Origin of the sequence: Flavobacterium sp. TR2, from assembly GCF_025252405.1 — a bacterium.
Lineage (GTDB): Bacteria > Bacteroidota > Bacteroidia > Flavobacteriales > Flavobacteriaceae > Flavobacterium.
Genome location: NZ_CP104307.1, coordinates 2,418,435 through 2,433,705 on the forward strand (window position 1 = coordinate 2,418,435; position 15,271 = coordinate 2,433,705).

Sequence of the window (15,271 nt, forward strand, 5' to 3'; positions counted from 1 at the left end):
ATTCGTTTTAAAATTAAAATTTGTTTTCTGGTGCAAAAGTAGGGCATAAGTACAGATTCTTACAATAAGATGTGATTATAAAATTTTATAAGTCGATAAATTTTGACTATTTTTAATTTTAACTTATTGAATCTCAATGTTTACTGGTAAAACACCGTTGAAAATATTTTTCTCTAAAAATTGAACTCCTGCTGTTTTTTGAAATTCTTCAAAATCCTGATATGCCTGAATTAATCCTGAAGCCTTTTTGAGGTTAGGAATTAAAGGCAATGCGTATGGATTTCCGAACACAAAAACAATGCATTTTTTGGTCTGCAGTAATTCAGAAAGCAATTCTAAAACTTCATTATCAATTTCAAAATTATTCAGCGGTTTTGCTTTTGGAACAAATAATGAAATGATGATTGTTTCAAAATTTTCTAATTCCTTTCTGATTGTTGCAATATCTGAAGCTTCTAAATTTTCAAAAGCAAATTCTGGAGAATCAAGTTTTGCATTTAATGTTTTGAAAAATGTATTTTCAGTATTCTTATATAAACTCAGTTTGGCTAATTTGTTGCTTTTCTGAGCGTCAAAAGCCAGTTCAGCGCTTGAATTGTCTATAATTTCGGTAATTGCATTTTGTGCAATTTCTAAGTTTATTTTTGATGTTTTTTCGAAATTTAATTCGCCTGAAGCAGCAGTATTTCCAGATAGGATTCCAGCTTTTTCTTTGGCTTTCATAATTCGGTTGTAGCTTTCGAAAATACGGTCAGGAGAAGCGTTTTTATAGATTGCTTCAATTCCTTCGGGAACATTTTCAGCGAAACACAAAACATCATTTCCGGCATTGAAAGCTTCCCATTCCAATTGTCCTTTGGTTTCGTACAATTTAGAAACGCTATGCATATTTAAAGCATCAGAAATTACTAAGCCATCGTACCCTAATTTATCACGCAAAAGATCCTGAATAATCGCTTTTGATAACGTAGCAGAAGTATCTTTTCCGTCGTTTAAACTCGGAACAGCCAAATGCCCGATCATAATAGAATCGACATTGTTTTCAATTCCTTTAATGAAAGGATATAATTCGTTATCCAACAATTCTTCTAAAGTTTCTTTTAAAACCGGTAATCCTAAATGTGAATCGACATTCGTATTTCCATGTCCAGGAAAGTGTTTTAGACAGCCTAAAACACCAGCTTCAGACATTCCTTTTAAATATTCAATAGAAAAATCGGCTACCTTTTTTTTATCTTCTCCAAAAGAACGGTAACCAATTACTGGATTGTTTGGGTTGTTGTTAATGTCTGCCAAAGGCGATAAATTATACTGAATTCCGGCAGCTTTCAAATCTAAACCAATCTGTTTTCCAGCTTCGTAAACTAGATTTGATTTATTTGCTGGCAGAGCGCCAAGCGTAATCGCATACGGATATTGCGGTGTTTTTTCGATTCGCATGGCCAATCCCCATTCGGCATCAATACTGATCAAAAGTGGGGTAGAAGCGGCTTTTTGATAACGAACAATCAAAGCTTTGATTTTTTCGTAACTGTCATCGTTAAAAACTACCTTTTTCTTGCTTTCGTAATTGGTTGCAGCACTCGCACGACTGTGAAAAAAGGTCAGTCCCCCAATATTATGTTCTTTAATAAGGCGCTCTGTTTCTTGAATATTTTCTTCAGTATCGTTGATAAATACTGCTGGAAAGAAAAATTGTCCTATTTTTTGTTTTAATGCTTCGGCTGTGATTTTCATTATTATAAAGTCTTTTTCATGCAAACGCTATTATCCATTTTTTCGTAAGGCGGATAATTGGGGATTATGGTATAATTTAATTTTTGATATAAGTTGATGGCTTCCGGCTGGTTTTTTCCGGTTTCGAGAATAGTATAGGTATAACCTACTTCTTTTGCCCAGATTTCAAGCTCTTTTAAAACGGCGGAAGCAATTCCTTTTTTTCTATGATCTGGATGAACGTACATTCGTTTGATTTCTGTTATTTCTGGTTCTTTTTCGCGAAAAGCGCCACATCCAACAGGAATCCCGTTTTCATAGTAAACGATCGTGTGTTTTATTTTATCCGTTTTATTAAACTGATTATAAAAAGCATGGTCTTCGCCATCTCGAATCGCTAAATCCTGGTCTAGTAAAACAACCAGATTTATAAAGTCGATATCGTCTGAATTGGTACGCTTTAAAGTAATCATGATAAAACTATAAAAGTATTTTTATTTCAACTTTGCTTTCTTTTGTTTAGCCAATTGTTTTTTGGTTTCAAGAGCTTTTTCCAATCGGTTTTTAAATCTGAAAAGTTTTGGCAGACCTTCCAATCGATCTTCGATTGTGATAATTTCATAAACTACAATTGCTTTTTCTAAAACCCGAATTTCATTTTCGAGGTCATTTTCGTTTTTGTAGATCGTAGCTAGTCGATCGTAAGGGTGATTTCCTTTAAAGCCTTCTGCAACATTTTCTTTATACAACTCAATCGCTTTTTCAAGATTTCCATTTTTTTCGAACTCAGATCCTTTCAGATTTCGTTCGTTCTGCAAATTCTCATTGATTTCCATAGGTAAAGTTTGATTTGGGGTTTAAACTTCTTCTTCTGATTTCTTCCCAAAATCTTTTGGGAAAGTTAAAAAACGTGATAAAATAAGACCTGGAATTGTAGCTATTAAAACCCAAATAAAGAAGTTTTGGTAGCCTAAAAATTTTTGAATATAACCGCTTAACATTCCTGGAAGCATCATTCCTAATGCCATAAAACCAGTTGCAAGTGCATAATGCGCTGTTTTCGATTCTCCTTCTGCAACATGAATCAAATACATCATAAAAGCCGTAAAACCGAAACCGTAACCAAATTGCTCAACAATTACGACGGCATAAATATAGTAAATTGAGGAAGGATGAAAGAAAGCCAATAGTATAAATCCTAGAATTGGAAGGTGCATGGCTAAAAACATCGGAAACATCCATTTTGTAAGCCCTTGTTTAGAAATTGCGATTCCGCCTAATATGCCTCCAATAGTTAAGGCCGCAACTCCGCAAGTTCCGTAAATGATTCCAACAGCTTCGGTGTCCAATCCCATTCCGCCTAATTCTTTTGAATCTAATAAAAAAGGACTCAGCATTTTTAGCAATTGAGATTCTCCTAATCTGAAAACAAGGATAAACGTCAGAATTAATCCGATTTGTTTTTTCTGAAAGAAACTGACAAATATGGTTCCGAAGTTTTGATGAGGCGTTTCCTTTTTATTTTCTACAATATTAATTTCGTTCTTTGGCGTAAAAAAGAAATTGTAAACCGTAATAAAAGTCATCAACAAACCGACACAAATCATGGTATAAGACCAAGCTTTGGTATTGTCTCCAAATTTATGTTCTAAATATCCTGCAAAAAGCACCACCAATCCGTTTCCTGCAAGCATGGAAAGTCTGTAAAAAGTACTTCTGATGCCGATAAAGAAAGATTGCTTGTCTTCTGGTAAAACCAATAAATAAAAACCATCGCTGGCAATATCGTTAGATGCCGAAGCAAAGGCCGCAACCCAGAATATGGATAATGTCATAATGAAAAAACCATTGAGCGGAATGGTGAAACCGACCAGCAGAAAAGCGATAGAAATGATGAGCTGCATTAGCAGAAACCATTTTCTTTTGGTGCCGATCAATTCAATAAGAGGACTCCAAAGCGGTTTGATAACCCACGGCAGATAAAGCAAACTGGTGTAAACACCGATATCTTCGTTAGAAATACCTAGATTTTTGTACATAATTACTGAAACTGAAATAATTATGGCATAAGGCAATCCAGATGCGAAGTTTAGAAGCGGTATCCAGAACCAAGGTTTGTTATCTATTTTCATTAGGCTGATTTGGTGTATAGTTTTTAAATGGTTTTTTTAGGTCTATAGCAGTTGGCGTACTTTCATTAGCATAATAATCAATAAAAGTGACAGCGCAGGCTTTGTAAAGGTTTAACTTTCCTGCCGCTATCGCGAAAGTAATTTTTCCGTCAACTTCTTTTACGGTCACTTTTTCAATGATTTTTGTTGCATCATTGATATCAATTTTCGAAATATGCTCGCCTCCATAAACCACCATATAGCGAACCTTTGTATTCAGCGGACTTTGAAATGTAAAATTATATTTAATGCTGTCTTTACTATATTCCAAAACTTTTGGAGTATCGATAATAACGTGCCTTAAATTTGGAACTGCCGCAGGAAGCGCAGGATATTTATATTGATTTTCTTCTAAATGGCGAACCACATCGAAGTTTTTGCCCATAAACCATTTTGAACTGAAATAAGCACTTCCAGAAACATTTTTAAAGGTTCTTAGAAGATCAATCTGATTTGGAATTTCAGTCATATAATTCCAGTTTTTATCACCGTCAGCTCTAATTTTGTAGGTAGCGTGACCGATATAAATAGCCGTGTTATTAGCGTTTTCAGACCACCATTTTACCAATTTAGAATATGATGCTCTTGTGTTGTTCATACTCCAATACAATTGAGGCAGAATATAATCGATCCATTTTTGATCCATCCAAAGCATTGGATCAGCATATAAATCATCATAATTAGAAGTAGATTGTGTTTCAGAACCTTTCGGGTCTTGATATTTGTTGCGCCAAACGCCAAACGGACTTATTCCGAATTGTACCCAAGGTTTGCTTTCTTTAATTGTATTCGAAATCGCGTGCACAAAGTTGCTCACATTTGCACGGCGCCAGTCCGCAAGGCTTAAACCTGCTCCGTACTTTTTGTAAGATGCAGAATCGTTAAAAACTTTTCCAGGAACAGCATAAGGATAAAAATAATCATCAAAATGAATTGCGTCAATATCATATTTGTCAACAACTTCTTTAACCACTTTAGTTAAATGTGCCTGAACTTCTGGCAAAGCAGGATCGTAATAATATTTCCCTCCATATTCAATCATCCATTCTGGGTGTTTAAATAGATCGTGATTTGGGCTTAAAAGATTTTTGTTCAAATCGAAAGTGGCACGATAAGGATTTAACCAAGCGTGAAATTCAAATCCGCGGTTATGAGCCTGTTCAATCATCCAAGCCAAAGTATCATAATACGGATTTGGAGCCGAACCTTCCTTTCCAGTCAAAAATCTTGACCAAGGAGCAAATTCTGAAGGATAAATAGCATCGCCTACACTTCTAATTTGAACAATTACAGCATTGTAATTCAGTTTTTTGTAGGCTTCTAAAATTTCAAGATAATCAGCTTTTTCTTTTTCTACGTTGTCTGTTGCTGTTTTAGGCCAGTCGATATTGACAACTGTTGCAATCCAAACACCTCTAAATTCATTTTTAGGATGCATTATTTTTTCCTGAGAAACAGATTTCCATCCGAAGAAAAACAAAAATAGGAGAGAGTATAGTAAGTGCTGATTTTTATGCATTTTAAATGTTTATTTTAACAAGAACCAAAAATAGTTTTTTTCCGCCACGAATTCACGAATTATTTTTTTAATGATTGCGTGTTTTTCTGCCAAGCATTGTTTCGCCTGTTCGCTGTCGCTCGAGTCACGAATTATTTTTTTTAAATGATTGAAAATAATCCAATCCAGTATAATCTGTGAAATTAACCGCACTTATTTTGCATTGATTATAAATAAATACGTGAATTCGTGGCTATCTTTTTTAATCAGGAAACGAAATCTTTCCCATTGTTACCGATGGAATTCCTTTGCTGTTTCCGAAATTGTAATTGCCTCCAGAAATGGTTTCATTGGCCAATACCGCAAATAAAACCGCTTCTTTTGCGTCACCAGAAATTCCGAGTACGTCGCTTTTTTCAAATTTACATGACAATAATTCCTGTAACCACTTCACCATTAACGGATTTCGGGCACCACCGCCAGACATATAAACTGTAACCTCTTCGATTGGCGTTTTAGTATTTTCTACAACAAACAAAACGGCTTCGGCTATCGTTTCTGCGCTTAAACGTGTTAAAGTTGCCAGCAAATCTGATGCCGAAATATTTTGCAATTCTAATTTTTCCAAAGCTGAATTTACAAATTCGTGATTGAATAATTCCTGACCGATAGTTTTCGGGAAGCTTTTCTGGAAAAAAGCATCGCTTTTCAGTTCGCTTAAAAGTCCTTGATTTACGGTTCCTTTTTTAGCAATTTCAGCATCTTTATCGAAGCTTTTTTCAGGGAAAAACTGTTTGGTGAAAATATCAATTAATGTATTTGCGGTTCCCGTATCGGTTACGAAAACTTCTTCGGCGTTTTGTGAAGCGGGCAAATAAGTGAAATTGGCAATTCCGCCCATGTTAAGCATGATTCGGTTTTCCCCTTTTTTGCTGAATAATAAATAATCGCCATACACAGCCAAAGGCGCGCCTTCTCCACCCGCAGCGACGTGTTTTTGTCTGAAATCTGAAAGTGTGATAATTCCGGTTTTTACCGCAATATGATCGCCATCGCCAATTTGCAAAGTTGCATTTGGAAATTTTTCCTTCTGATGCAAAAACTTCGGAGCGTGCAGAACCGTCTGTCCGTGCGAAGCAATCAAATCGACTTCGGTTGCAGGAATGTTCCATTTTGAAAGACAATCATTTATCATTTCGGCGTGAAGATTTGCAATCCATTCGTTGAGCAAAACCAAATGCTGAAAATCAATTGTTTTTTGAGCAAACACTTTTCTGATTTCGGTTTTAATATCATCGTTGTAGTCAATGGTTTCAAACTGCTCAATTTTCACAATTGTATTTCCGCCTTCGCCCGAAATTTTGCAAAGAGCCAAATCAAGTCCGTCGAGCGAAGTTCCCGACATTAAACCTACTATTTTTCGAGTCTCTTTTTGAGCAATTTCGTAGAGGGCTTTTATGTTTTTATTCATTTTAACTAATCTTAAAAAAACGCAATTATTTGGAAACGCTAAAATGGGATTATTTTGCGTATAAATTTAGAAAAAAGAGATTTTATTGTTTCGATTTGCAAGAATTAACAAAAAATCAATAGGAATGAAATATTAATACTTAAATATGTCGCTCCGCTGGAGCTTTAGTGACGGTAAATCAAAATGGCTATAAATATTTCGCTTCTCTGAAGCTAATTTCAAATTCATAAGCCTTTGACTCCGCTCAGGATGACAATCGTTTTTGCTTTTCCAAATACTTATCGGGATTTTGCTTAATGACAATTAAGTAAGGAGAGAAAACCTTTGTCACTTTGCGACTATGAGCCTTTGTACCTTATTTAAGCACAAACTCATTCTCTTTCAGTTTCTTCAAAACCGCAGCAATAATTTTAGAACGGCATTCTGAGTTTTGAATCGTTGATGCAGTTTTAACCCAATAGCGGACATTGAGCTGAATAATTCCGCCTGCAATAACATCGGTAATTACGGCGGCGTTATCGTGGTCTTTTTGGGTTACTTCTTCACTATTTCCGAGAACCTCTTTTACGAGTTCGATGGCACGGGTATAATCAGAGCCATATTCTAGCCCGACAGTGAAAGTCTGGAGCAAAAAACCTTCGCTGTTGTAGTTGATTAAAGTGTTTTTTATGAGCAGCGCGTTTGGAATGTAAATGATTTTAGAATCGCTTTTTACTTCGGTATCGCGCAGATTGAGGTTGATGACTTCGCCTTTTACGCCGTTGCTTTCGATAATATCGCCAATAGAAAACGGACGTTTGAATGCGAGCAGAATTCCTGCCAAGAAATTTTCGCCAATATCTTTAAGTGCAAAACCAATTACAAAAGCCGAGATTCCTGCACCTGCAAGCATACTCTGTGCAACGCCTTCCAAGCCGATAATTCGGAACATAAACAAGAGCCCGATAATGATAAGAACAGACTTGATCAAACGCGCAATAAAAACTGCCAGAAGACGATCATGCATCTTAGCTTTAAGTCGGTTTCCTGCAAAAATGCCCGCACGGCTTGCGATAAACCACGAAATGAGAACGACCAAAATGGCCAGAATAAATTTTGGCGTAAGATCGACAATACTGTAATAATAGTTTTCTAAATGTTTAAAAACGTCCCGAACGAAATTTTCCATGATAATAAAGGCGTAAAAAATTTTTAAATCGTTTAATCAATTTTTTTAACACATAGAAACATAGTTTTTCTTTGCGCTTAAAGGCGTTTCATTTATTTAAATTCATACAGCTGAGTTTACAGTGCTATGCGTTTAAAAATTTTAATAGTGCTATGTGTTTAAAAATTTTAATTCAATTAAACAAAACTTTAAAATTACCTTTTTAGTAAATGAAATGCCTTACAGGATTCTCTCGGAATTTTATAGAATATGATGCAGTTATGGGATAAATTCCCAAAATAGAATCATTTTGCCATGCTATATCTTTATATTTGTTGTCTCAATTTTTGAGGAATTATTTTAAGAAAAAGCACCATTTAATATGTTGACCCAATCTCATTTAGAGCAATTAGCCAGCGAACTCGAAGGCACACTTTTATACGACGATCTTCATAAAACACTTTATTCGACAGATGCATCGGTGTATCGCATTCGGCCCAATGCGGTGGCTTTGCCTAAATCTGTGGCGGATATCAGCAAATTAATTCGTTTTGCTGCAGAGCATAATATTTCGATTACGCCTAGAACAGCTGGAACTTCTCTTGCCGGACAAGCGGTTGGAGATGGCCTCGTGGTTGATGTTTCGAAACACTTTACCAAAATATTAGGTTATGATGCAGAGAAAAGAACTGTTACGGTTCAGCCTGGCGTTATTCGTGATGAATTGAACTTATATCTAAAACCTCACGGCGTATTTTTTGCTCCTATTACATCAACTTCAAATCGTGCGATGATCGGCGGAATGGTCGGAAATAATTCTTCTGGAACAACTTCGATACGTTATGGTGTTACGCGCGATAAAATTGCTGAGGTGAAAGCGATTTTGAGTGACGGAACTGAAGTGGCCTTTGGCGAATTGACTTCGGCAGAATTTATCGAGAAAACCAAAGGCGATTCTTTAGAAAATAAAATCTACAAAAGTGTTTATGACGAACTTTCGCTTAAAGAAAATCAGGAGGAAATTATAAAAGAGTTTCCAAAGCCAGAAATTCACCGTAGAAATACAGGTTATGCCGTTGATATTTTGTTGAAATCTGAATTGTTTGGCGGAACTGAGCCCACCATAAATTTAGGAAAACTGCTTTGCGGAAGCGAAGGAACTTTGGCCTTTACAACCGAAGTAACTTTAAAAGTTGATGATTTGCCTCCTCCTCATAGTATTATGGTTGTGGCACATTATCATACGATTCAGGAATCTTTAGAATCGGTTGTGGTGGCGATGAAACATCATTTGTACACTTGCGAAATGATCGATGATACCATTTTGGATTGCACCAAAACGAGTCGTGAGCATATTAAAAACCGCTTCTTTTTGGTTGGAGAACCCAAAGCGATTATGTTGTTTGAAGTCGCTTCCAATACTTTAGAAGATGCTGAAAGGCAAGCCAATGATTTGATTGCCGATTTAGAAAAAAACAATTTTGGTTACGCGCTTGTAAAGATTTACGGGCCTGATATTGATAAAGCGAACGAATTAAGAAAAGCCGGACTCGGACTTTTGGGAAGTATTGTAGGCGATGATAAAGCGGCAGATTCTATCGAAGACACAGCGGTAGAATTAAGCGATTTGCCAGCTTATATTGCAGAATTTTCGGCGATGATGTTGCGTCACGGACAGGAAGCGATTTATTACGCTCACGCAGGTGCGGGAGAGTTGCATTTGCGTCCTGTTTTGAATTTGAAAAAAACATCCGATTTAAAATTATTTAGAACCATTGCTACAGAAGTGGCACATTTGGTCAAAAAATACAGAGGTTCGTTAAGCGGTGAACACGGAGACGGAATCGTGCGCGGAGAGTTTATTCCGTTTATGATTGGTGATAAAAATTACGAATTGCTGAAAAGATTAAAATTGGCATTTGACCCGAATTCGGTTTTAAATATCGGGAAGATTGTCAAGGCCTTAAAGATGGATGAAAATCATCGTGTAGTTTCAGGTAGGGTAGAGCCGGATATAAAAACGTTTCAGGATTTCTCAGATAGTTTAGGAATTTTGCGTGCAGCCGAAAAGTGCAACGGTTCTGGAGATTGCCGAAAAATGCCATCGGCAGGAGGAGCGATGTGCCCAAGCTATCGTGCAACCAGAAATGAGAAAGAAACGACTCGCGCACGAGCGAATGCGCTGAGAGAATATTTGACGTATTCTGAAAAAGAAAATAAATTTGACCAGAAAGAATTATACGAAGTTTTTGAGTTGTGCGTAAGCTGTAAAGCTTGTGCGAGCGAATGCCCAAGTAATGTAGACGCAGCGACTCTTAAAGCAGAATTTTTATATCAATACCAAAAAGCAAACGGATTTTCGACTCGAAATAAAATTTTTGCCAACAATGCCAAACTCAATAAAATGGGAAGCAAATTTCCATCGATTACGAATTTTATTTCTAATCAGGCTTTGGTTAAAAAAACAATGGGAATTGCCCCAGAAAGACAAGTTCCGCTTTTGGCGAAAAAGACTTTTAGAAAATGGCATCAAAATCATAAAACTGCTCAAACTGATTTTCCAAACGGCAGATTGTATCTGTTTGTAGATGAATTTACCAATTATTATGACGTAAACATCGGAATTGATGCTTTCGAATTATTGTCCGCATTGGGCTATCAGGTTTTGGTTGTAGATCACGAAGAAAGCGGAAGGACTTATCTTTCAAAAGGATTTTTGGAGGAAGCTAAAGAAATTGCCAATCACAACGTAAATGTTTTCAAGGATTTGGTTTCAGCAAATTCACCTTTAATCGGAATTGAGCCTTCAGCAATTTTGACTTTCAGGGATGAATACCTTCGTTTAGCCGATGATAAAGAGGCAGCAGAGAAATTATCAGGAAATGCTTTTACAATTGAAGAATTCTTCAAAAAAGAAATTATCGACGGAAAAATCACTTCAGATTCTTTTTCAGAAGAAACGAAAGAAATTAAAATCCACGGGCATTGCCACCAGAAATCGTTAAGTTCTGTCGAAGCGACTTTCGCAATGCTGAATCTGCCTAAAAATAACACGGTTACCATTTATAATTCGGGGTGCTGTGGGATGGCGGGGTCTTTTGGCTACGAAAAAGAACATTATCAGGTAAGTATGCAGATGGGTGAGGATACGCTTTTTCCTAAAGTGCGCAACACCGCCGAAAATGTAAAAATCGCCGCTGCAGGAACCAGCTGCCGCCATCAGATTTATGACGGAACCAAACGCGAGGCTCAGCATCCGGTTAGTATTTTGAGAAATTGCTTAAAAGGTTAGGTTCTAGATTTTTTTATTTCTCGCAGATTTGGCAGATTTAGTTTGAAAAAAATCTTCGTAAATCTTTTCAGCATAATAAAATTCTGCGTTATCTGCGGGAGAAAATGTATAGACAAAGATTTGAAAAAATAATTTTGAATTGCTTCGCCTGTTCACTATCGCTCGGGTAGTGGCAGAAAAAAACTTTGTGACTTAGCGTCTTCGCGGCAGAAAAAAATACCTGTAGAAACAAAATCATCTATAATGTTTGAAATAAAGATATTTTTTGCATTATTTGCAAAATAAAACAAAAAGCACTGAATTAAATTAATTTATAACAGGAAACATATATGGCATTTTCAAGCTTATTCCGAAAGAAAACAGTACAGGATATTCTGAAGCAGGTTGCGCAGAACGAAACAGATGGTCATAATGCTTTAGGGAAACATTTGACTACTAGAGATTTAACGGCTTTTGGAATAGCGGCGATTGTTGGGGCAGGAATTTTTAGCACTATCGGAAAAGCTAGTGCAGACGGAGGGCCAGCCGTAATTTTCTTATTCTTATTTACAGCTTTGGCTTGTAGTTTTGCCGCTTTTGCGTATGCAGAATTTGCGTCAATGGTTCCAGTTTCTGGAAGTGCTTACACGTATTCGTATGTGGCTTTTGGAGAATTGATTGCTTGGGTCATTGGCTGGGCTTTGATTATGGAATATGCCGTTGGAAACATAACAGTTGCCATATCGTGGAGCGATTATTTTACTGGACTGCTCCAGAGTGGCGGAATTCATTTGCCGCAATGGATCCAGATGGATTATTTGACTGCTTCAAACGGATTTAAAGATGCTGAAGCTTTAATGCGAGGCGGAAAATCATTCGAAAATTTAAGTGTTGCTTTACAGCAGGCGCATACCGCATGGGCGACAGCACCAACAATTGGATCTTTTCATTTCGTTACTGATATACCAGCTTTATTCATTATTATTTTGATTACAGCCTTGGTTTATAGAGGAATGAAAGAATCTCGTAATGCCAGCAATTTAATGGTTGTGGTAAAACTTTGCGTAGTGCTTTTGGTTATTGCAGTCGGAATATTTTATGTTGACACAGCAAATTGGGATCCGTTTGCGCCAAATGGAGTTAGCGGGGTTTTAAAAGGGGTTTCAGCTGTTTTCTTTGCTTACATTGGTTTTGATGCGATTTCTACAACAGCAGAAGAATGCAAAAATCCGCAAAGAGATTTGCCTCGTGGAATGATGTGGGCCATTATTATCTGTACACTTTTATACATTGCCATTGCTCTTGTTTTAACTGGAATGGTAAAATACCACGAATTAAATGTTGGAGACCCTTTGGCATTTGTTTTCGATAAATTAGATTTAAAATGGATGTCAGGAATTATTGCTGTAAGTGCAGTAGTGGCAATGGCGAGCGTTTTATTAGTTTTTCAAATGGGGCAGCCTCGTATCTGGATGAGTATGAGCCGTGATGGTTTGCTTCCAAAGAAATTCTCAACTGTTCACCCAAAATTCAAAACACCTTCTTTCGCTACAATCGTAACAGGTTTTGTAGTGGCAATTCCGGCATTATTTTTAAACTTGACAATGGTAACCGATTTATGCAGTATCGGAACATTGTTTGCCTTTGTGTTAGTTTGCGCGGGAGTTTTAGTGTTACAAAACAAGCCTGAAATTCCAAGAGGGAAATTCAAGACGCCTTACATCAATTCAAAATTCATTTTGCCAATATTAATGATTGCAGGATTGTATTATGCTTTTGCTTTCAATAATAAGGCGACAATGGCATTCATCAATAACGATCCGCAGATTTACGATGCGACTTCAATTGTAACTTCTTTAGATAAATCAGAGTCAGAACAAGTTTTCAAATATTTAGAAAGTATCGAAGTAAACAATAAGACTGCAGAAACATCCGATTTAGAGCATTTATTAGCCCAATATCAAGATGATGAAGCAAAATATGCTGAGGTAGTAAAAGGTCTGCCAATTGCTGATTCGGCAAAATATGAATCAGGACTTAGCTTATTTAAACACAAAATTCCAATGTGGATTTTCTTATTCGTTTTAGTTGGATTGGCTGTTTGGGCATTCAGAAAAAACCTGTCTTTAATTCCGCTTTTAGGATTGATCTGCTGTCTGTACATGATGGCTGAATTAAGTGTTTGGAACTGGATTTATTTTACCGTTTGGCTAATAATCGGACTTCTGATTTATTTTGGCTACAGCCGAAAAAACAGTAAACTGAATACTATTTAGGAGCTTTTTTTTAAGAATTAGACATTTTTTCTACACTTAATATTAAAATCATTTGAAAAATATCTCAAATAAAAAACTATTCTCAATATTTGTCGTCCTGTTAATATTAGATATAATTGGATTGATTTTCCAAACACAAAAAACTGGAGCTTATAATTTAAATGGTAGTTATAGTGAAGCTAATAGTGTTGGATTAATTGTAAGTGTTTTATTCGGAATTGTAATTTCTTTTCCTTTACTTTTTGCTTTTATAGCTGCTGTAATTGCACTTTTTATGAATAAAGTGCTTCCATACAAAAAAAGATTTATTAGAATATTCTTGTTTATTTTAGTTATTTTTTATGCAATCTTTTTTGGTTCGAATTTTGTTAAATTTTATTTGAGAAAAGTTGAAAATTATATATTTAAAAGCCGTTCTGAGTGCTTCAGAGCGGCTTTTTGCATTCTTAATATTTTATAGAAGTATTCTTATGTTTTAAAAACGCTTTTCCTTAAGTTTGTTTTCTGTAAAATTTTAAATTTAATTAGCAATACATGAGTTTTCTCGATAAAATATTGGGCAGAAAAGATGCTCCAATACAATCTTACAATGATTTCTGGAATTGGTTTTCAGCAAACGAAAAAGACTTTTTTAAAACCGTTCAAAGCGGAGAAAATATACATCAAGGTTTTTTTGATAGATTGGCTCCAAAACTGGATGAAATACACGAAGGAATTTATTTTCTTACTGGAATGTTTGATGATCAGACTGCCGAATTAGTTCTTACGCCCGACGGAGCAATCAGGAATGTTTATGCAATTGAAGAATTAGTGGCTAATGCTCCCAAAATTAATGGCTGGAAATTTACTGCTCTAAAACCAGCATCAGACATCAATAATGTAAGCATAACATATCAGGATTTTGAATTCAGTAAAGAAAACTTAAAATTTTATCCTCGAATTCATGAAGGTTATCCTGACGAAATAGATTTAGTGATTGTTTATGATCATTTTGTAGAAGCGAAAAAATCTAATATTACCAACGGAGTGTATATTTTTCTGGATAATTATTTGGGAGAACTGCATTCTGTCACGTTAATTGATAATCTTCTAGTGGCTGGACCTGAGCAAACTTCGGAAGAGTTAATACCAATCGAGAAATTAAAAGATTATTTAATTTGGAGAGAAAAAGAATTTGTTGAGAAATACGAAGGAACCCGACATAATACAGAGAATGACAGTTATGCTAATTTTGAAGGTAAAAAACAAGATGGCTCAATAGTTCTGGCTCTGATCAATACTACAATTATTGAGTGGGATAAAAAAGCATCGCATCCGTGGGTTTTTATAGTAGCAATTCCTTTTGATGACTGCGATAATGGAGGATTGCCAGACGAAAAAACATATAAGCTGTTAGATGAAATCGAAGAAGAAATTATCCATAATTTACCAGATTCTGAAGGTTATTTAAATATTGGGCGAGAAACGGCAAACAATAAAAGGGAAATCTTTTTTACTTGCAAAGACTTTAGAAAACCAGCCAAAATTGCCGATGAATTAATTAAAAAATACAGCGGTGTTTTTGAAATAAGTTACGAAATCTATAAAGACAAATATTGGCAGTCGTTTAGACATTTTGAGCCAAGATAAAGTGCAAAAAGCCGTTCTGGAAAATTCCGAACGGCTTTTTGATTTCCAAAAAAAAAATCCGCTTAAAGAAAGATCTCCAGCGGATTCAAAAC

11 protein-coding genes are annotated in these 15,271 nt (G+C 35.9%); 4 read left to right on the forward strand and 7 right to left on the reverse strand.

What is annotated here, in order from left to right; translation table 11 throughout:
- Nucleotides 1-123 precede the first annotated feature (123 nt).
- The 7 genes from N4T20_RS10645 to N4T20_RS10675 all read right to left on the reverse strand — a co-directional run bounded on the left by N4T20_RS10645 (nucleotide 124) and on the right by N4T20_RS10675 (nucleotide 8,024).
- Nucleotides 124-1,737: a glycoside hydrolase family 3 protein gene (locus N4T20_RS10645; protein WP_260672977.1), complete on the reverse strand. Its 1,614-nt coding sequence runs from the start codon at nucleotides 1,735-1,737 to the stop codon at nucleotides 124-126.
- 2 nt (nucleotides 1,738-1,739) lie between these two features.
- Nucleotides 1,740-2,189 (reverse strand): GNAT family N-acetyltransferase, encoded by a 450-nt coding sequence (locus tag N4T20_RS10650; RefSeq protein WP_260672978.1) that lies wholly within the window; start codon nucleotides 2,187-2,189, stop codon nucleotides 1,740-1,742.
- A 21-nt stretch (nucleotides 2,190-2,210) separates the two neighbouring features.
- The gene (locus N4T20_RS10655) at nucleotides 2,211-2,552 is read right to left on the reverse strand and encodes a hypothetical protein (RefSeq protein WP_260672979.1); all 342 of its coding nucleotides are present in this window, start codon (nucleotides 2,550-2,552) and stop codon (nucleotides 2,211-2,213) included.
- Between the two features lie 21 nt (nucleotides 2,553-2,573).
- Nucleotides 2,574-3,848 (reverse strand): MFS transporter, encoded by a 1,275-nt coding sequence (locus tag N4T20_RS10660; protein ID WP_260672980.1) that lies wholly within the window; start codon nucleotides 3,846-3,848, stop codon nucleotides 2,574-2,576.
- Nucleotides 3,835-5,406, reverse strand: coding sequence for a glycoside hydrolase family 10 protein (locus tag N4T20_RS10665; protein ID WP_260672981.1), 1,572 nt, complete (start codon nucleotides 5,404-5,406; stop codon nucleotides 3,835-3,837). The genes N4T20_RS10660 and N4T20_RS10665 overlap by 14 nt, the downstream gene beginning before the upstream one ends.
- Nucleotides 5,407-5,647: 241 nt before the next feature.
- The gene (locus N4T20_RS10670; protein WP_260672982.1) at nucleotides 5,648-6,856 is read right to left on the reverse strand and encodes an anhydro-N-acetylmuramic acid kinase; all 1,209 of its coding nucleotides are present in this window, start codon (nucleotides 6,854-6,856) and stop codon (nucleotides 5,648-5,650) included.
- 355 nt (nucleotides 6,857-7,211) lie between these two features.
- The gene (locus tag N4T20_RS10675) at nucleotides 7,212-8,024 is read right to left on the reverse strand and encodes a mechanosensitive ion channel family protein (RefSeq protein WP_260672983.1); all 813 of its coding nucleotides are present in this window, start codon (nucleotides 8,022-8,024) and stop codon (nucleotides 7,212-7,214) included.
- Nucleotides 8,025-8,385: 361 nt separating this feature from the next.
- Between N4T20_RS10675 and N4T20_RS10680 the strand changes: the two genes are divergently transcribed.
- The 4 genes from N4T20_RS10680 (at nucleotide 8,386) to N4T20_RS10695 (ending at nucleotide 15,179) form a co-directional block, all read left to right on the forward strand.
- Nucleotides 8,386-11,295, forward strand: a complete 2,910-nt coding sequence (locus tag N4T20_RS10680; RefSeq protein WP_260672984.1) for an FAD-binding and (Fe-S)-binding domain-containing protein — start codon at nucleotides 8,386-8,388, stop codon at nucleotides 11,293-11,295.
- Between the two features lie 329 nt (nucleotides 11,296-11,624).
- Complete coding sequence (locus N4T20_RS10685; RefSeq protein WP_260672985.1) at nucleotides 11,625-13,550, forward strand: amino acid permease; 1,926 nt, start codon at nucleotides 11,625-11,627, stop codon at nucleotides 13,548-13,550.
- Between the two features lie 52 nt (nucleotides 13,551-13,602).
- Entirely contained in the window at nucleotides 13,603-14,010 is a 408-nt protein-coding gene (locus N4T20_RS10690; RefSeq protein ID WP_260672986.1) for a hypothetical protein, read from the forward strand.
- 74 nt (nucleotides 14,011-14,084) lie between these two features.
- Entirely contained in the window at nucleotides 14,085-15,179 is a 1,095-nt protein-coding gene (locus tag N4T20_RS10695) for a DUF695 domain-containing protein (RefSeq protein ID WP_260672987.1), read from the forward strand.
- Nucleotides 15,180-15,271: the final 92 nt, after the last annotated feature.

Excerpts from the sequence above, each read along its gene's own strand:
- N4T20_RS10645 (WP_260672977.1), bottom strand. The coding sequence starts at position 1,737 with ATGAAAATCACAGCCGAAGCATTAAAACAAAAAATAGGACAATTTTTC.
- N4T20_RS10650 (WP_260672978.1), bottom strand. The coding sequence starts at position 2,189 with ATGATTACTTTAAAGCGTACCAATTCAGACGATATCGACTTTATAAAT.
- N4T20_RS10655 (WP_260672979.1), bottom strand. The coding sequence starts at position 2,552 with ATGGAAATCAATGAGAATTTGCAGAACGAACGAAATCTGAAAGGATCT.
- N4T20_RS10660 (WP_260672980.1), bottom strand. The coding sequence starts at position 3,848 with ATGAAAATAGATAACAAACCTTGGTTCTGGATACCGCTTCTAAACTTC.
- N4T20_RS10665 (WP_260672981.1), bottom strand. The coding sequence starts at position 5,406 with ATGCATAAAAATCAGCACTTACTATACTCTCTCCTATTTTTGTTTTTC.
- N4T20_RS10670 (WP_260672982.1), bottom strand. The coding sequence starts at position 6,856 with ATGAATAAAAACATAAAAGCCCTCTACGAAATTGCTCAAAAAGAGACT.
- N4T20_RS10675 (WP_260672983.1), bottom strand. The coding sequence starts at position 8,024 with ATGGAAAATTTCGTTCGGGACGTTTTTAAACATTTAGAAAACTATTAT.
- N4T20_RS10680 (WP_260672984.1), top strand. The coding sequence starts at position 8,386 with ATGTTGACCCAATCTCATTTAGAGCAATTAGCCAGCGAACTCGAAGGC.
- N4T20_RS10685 (WP_260672985.1), top strand. The coding sequence starts at position 11,625 with ATGGCATTTTCAAGCTTATTCCGAAAGAAAACAGTACAGGATATTCTG.
- N4T20_RS10695 (WP_260672987.1), top strand. The coding sequence starts at position 14,085 with ATGAGTTTTCTCGATAAAATATTGGGCAGAAAAGATGCTCCAATACAA.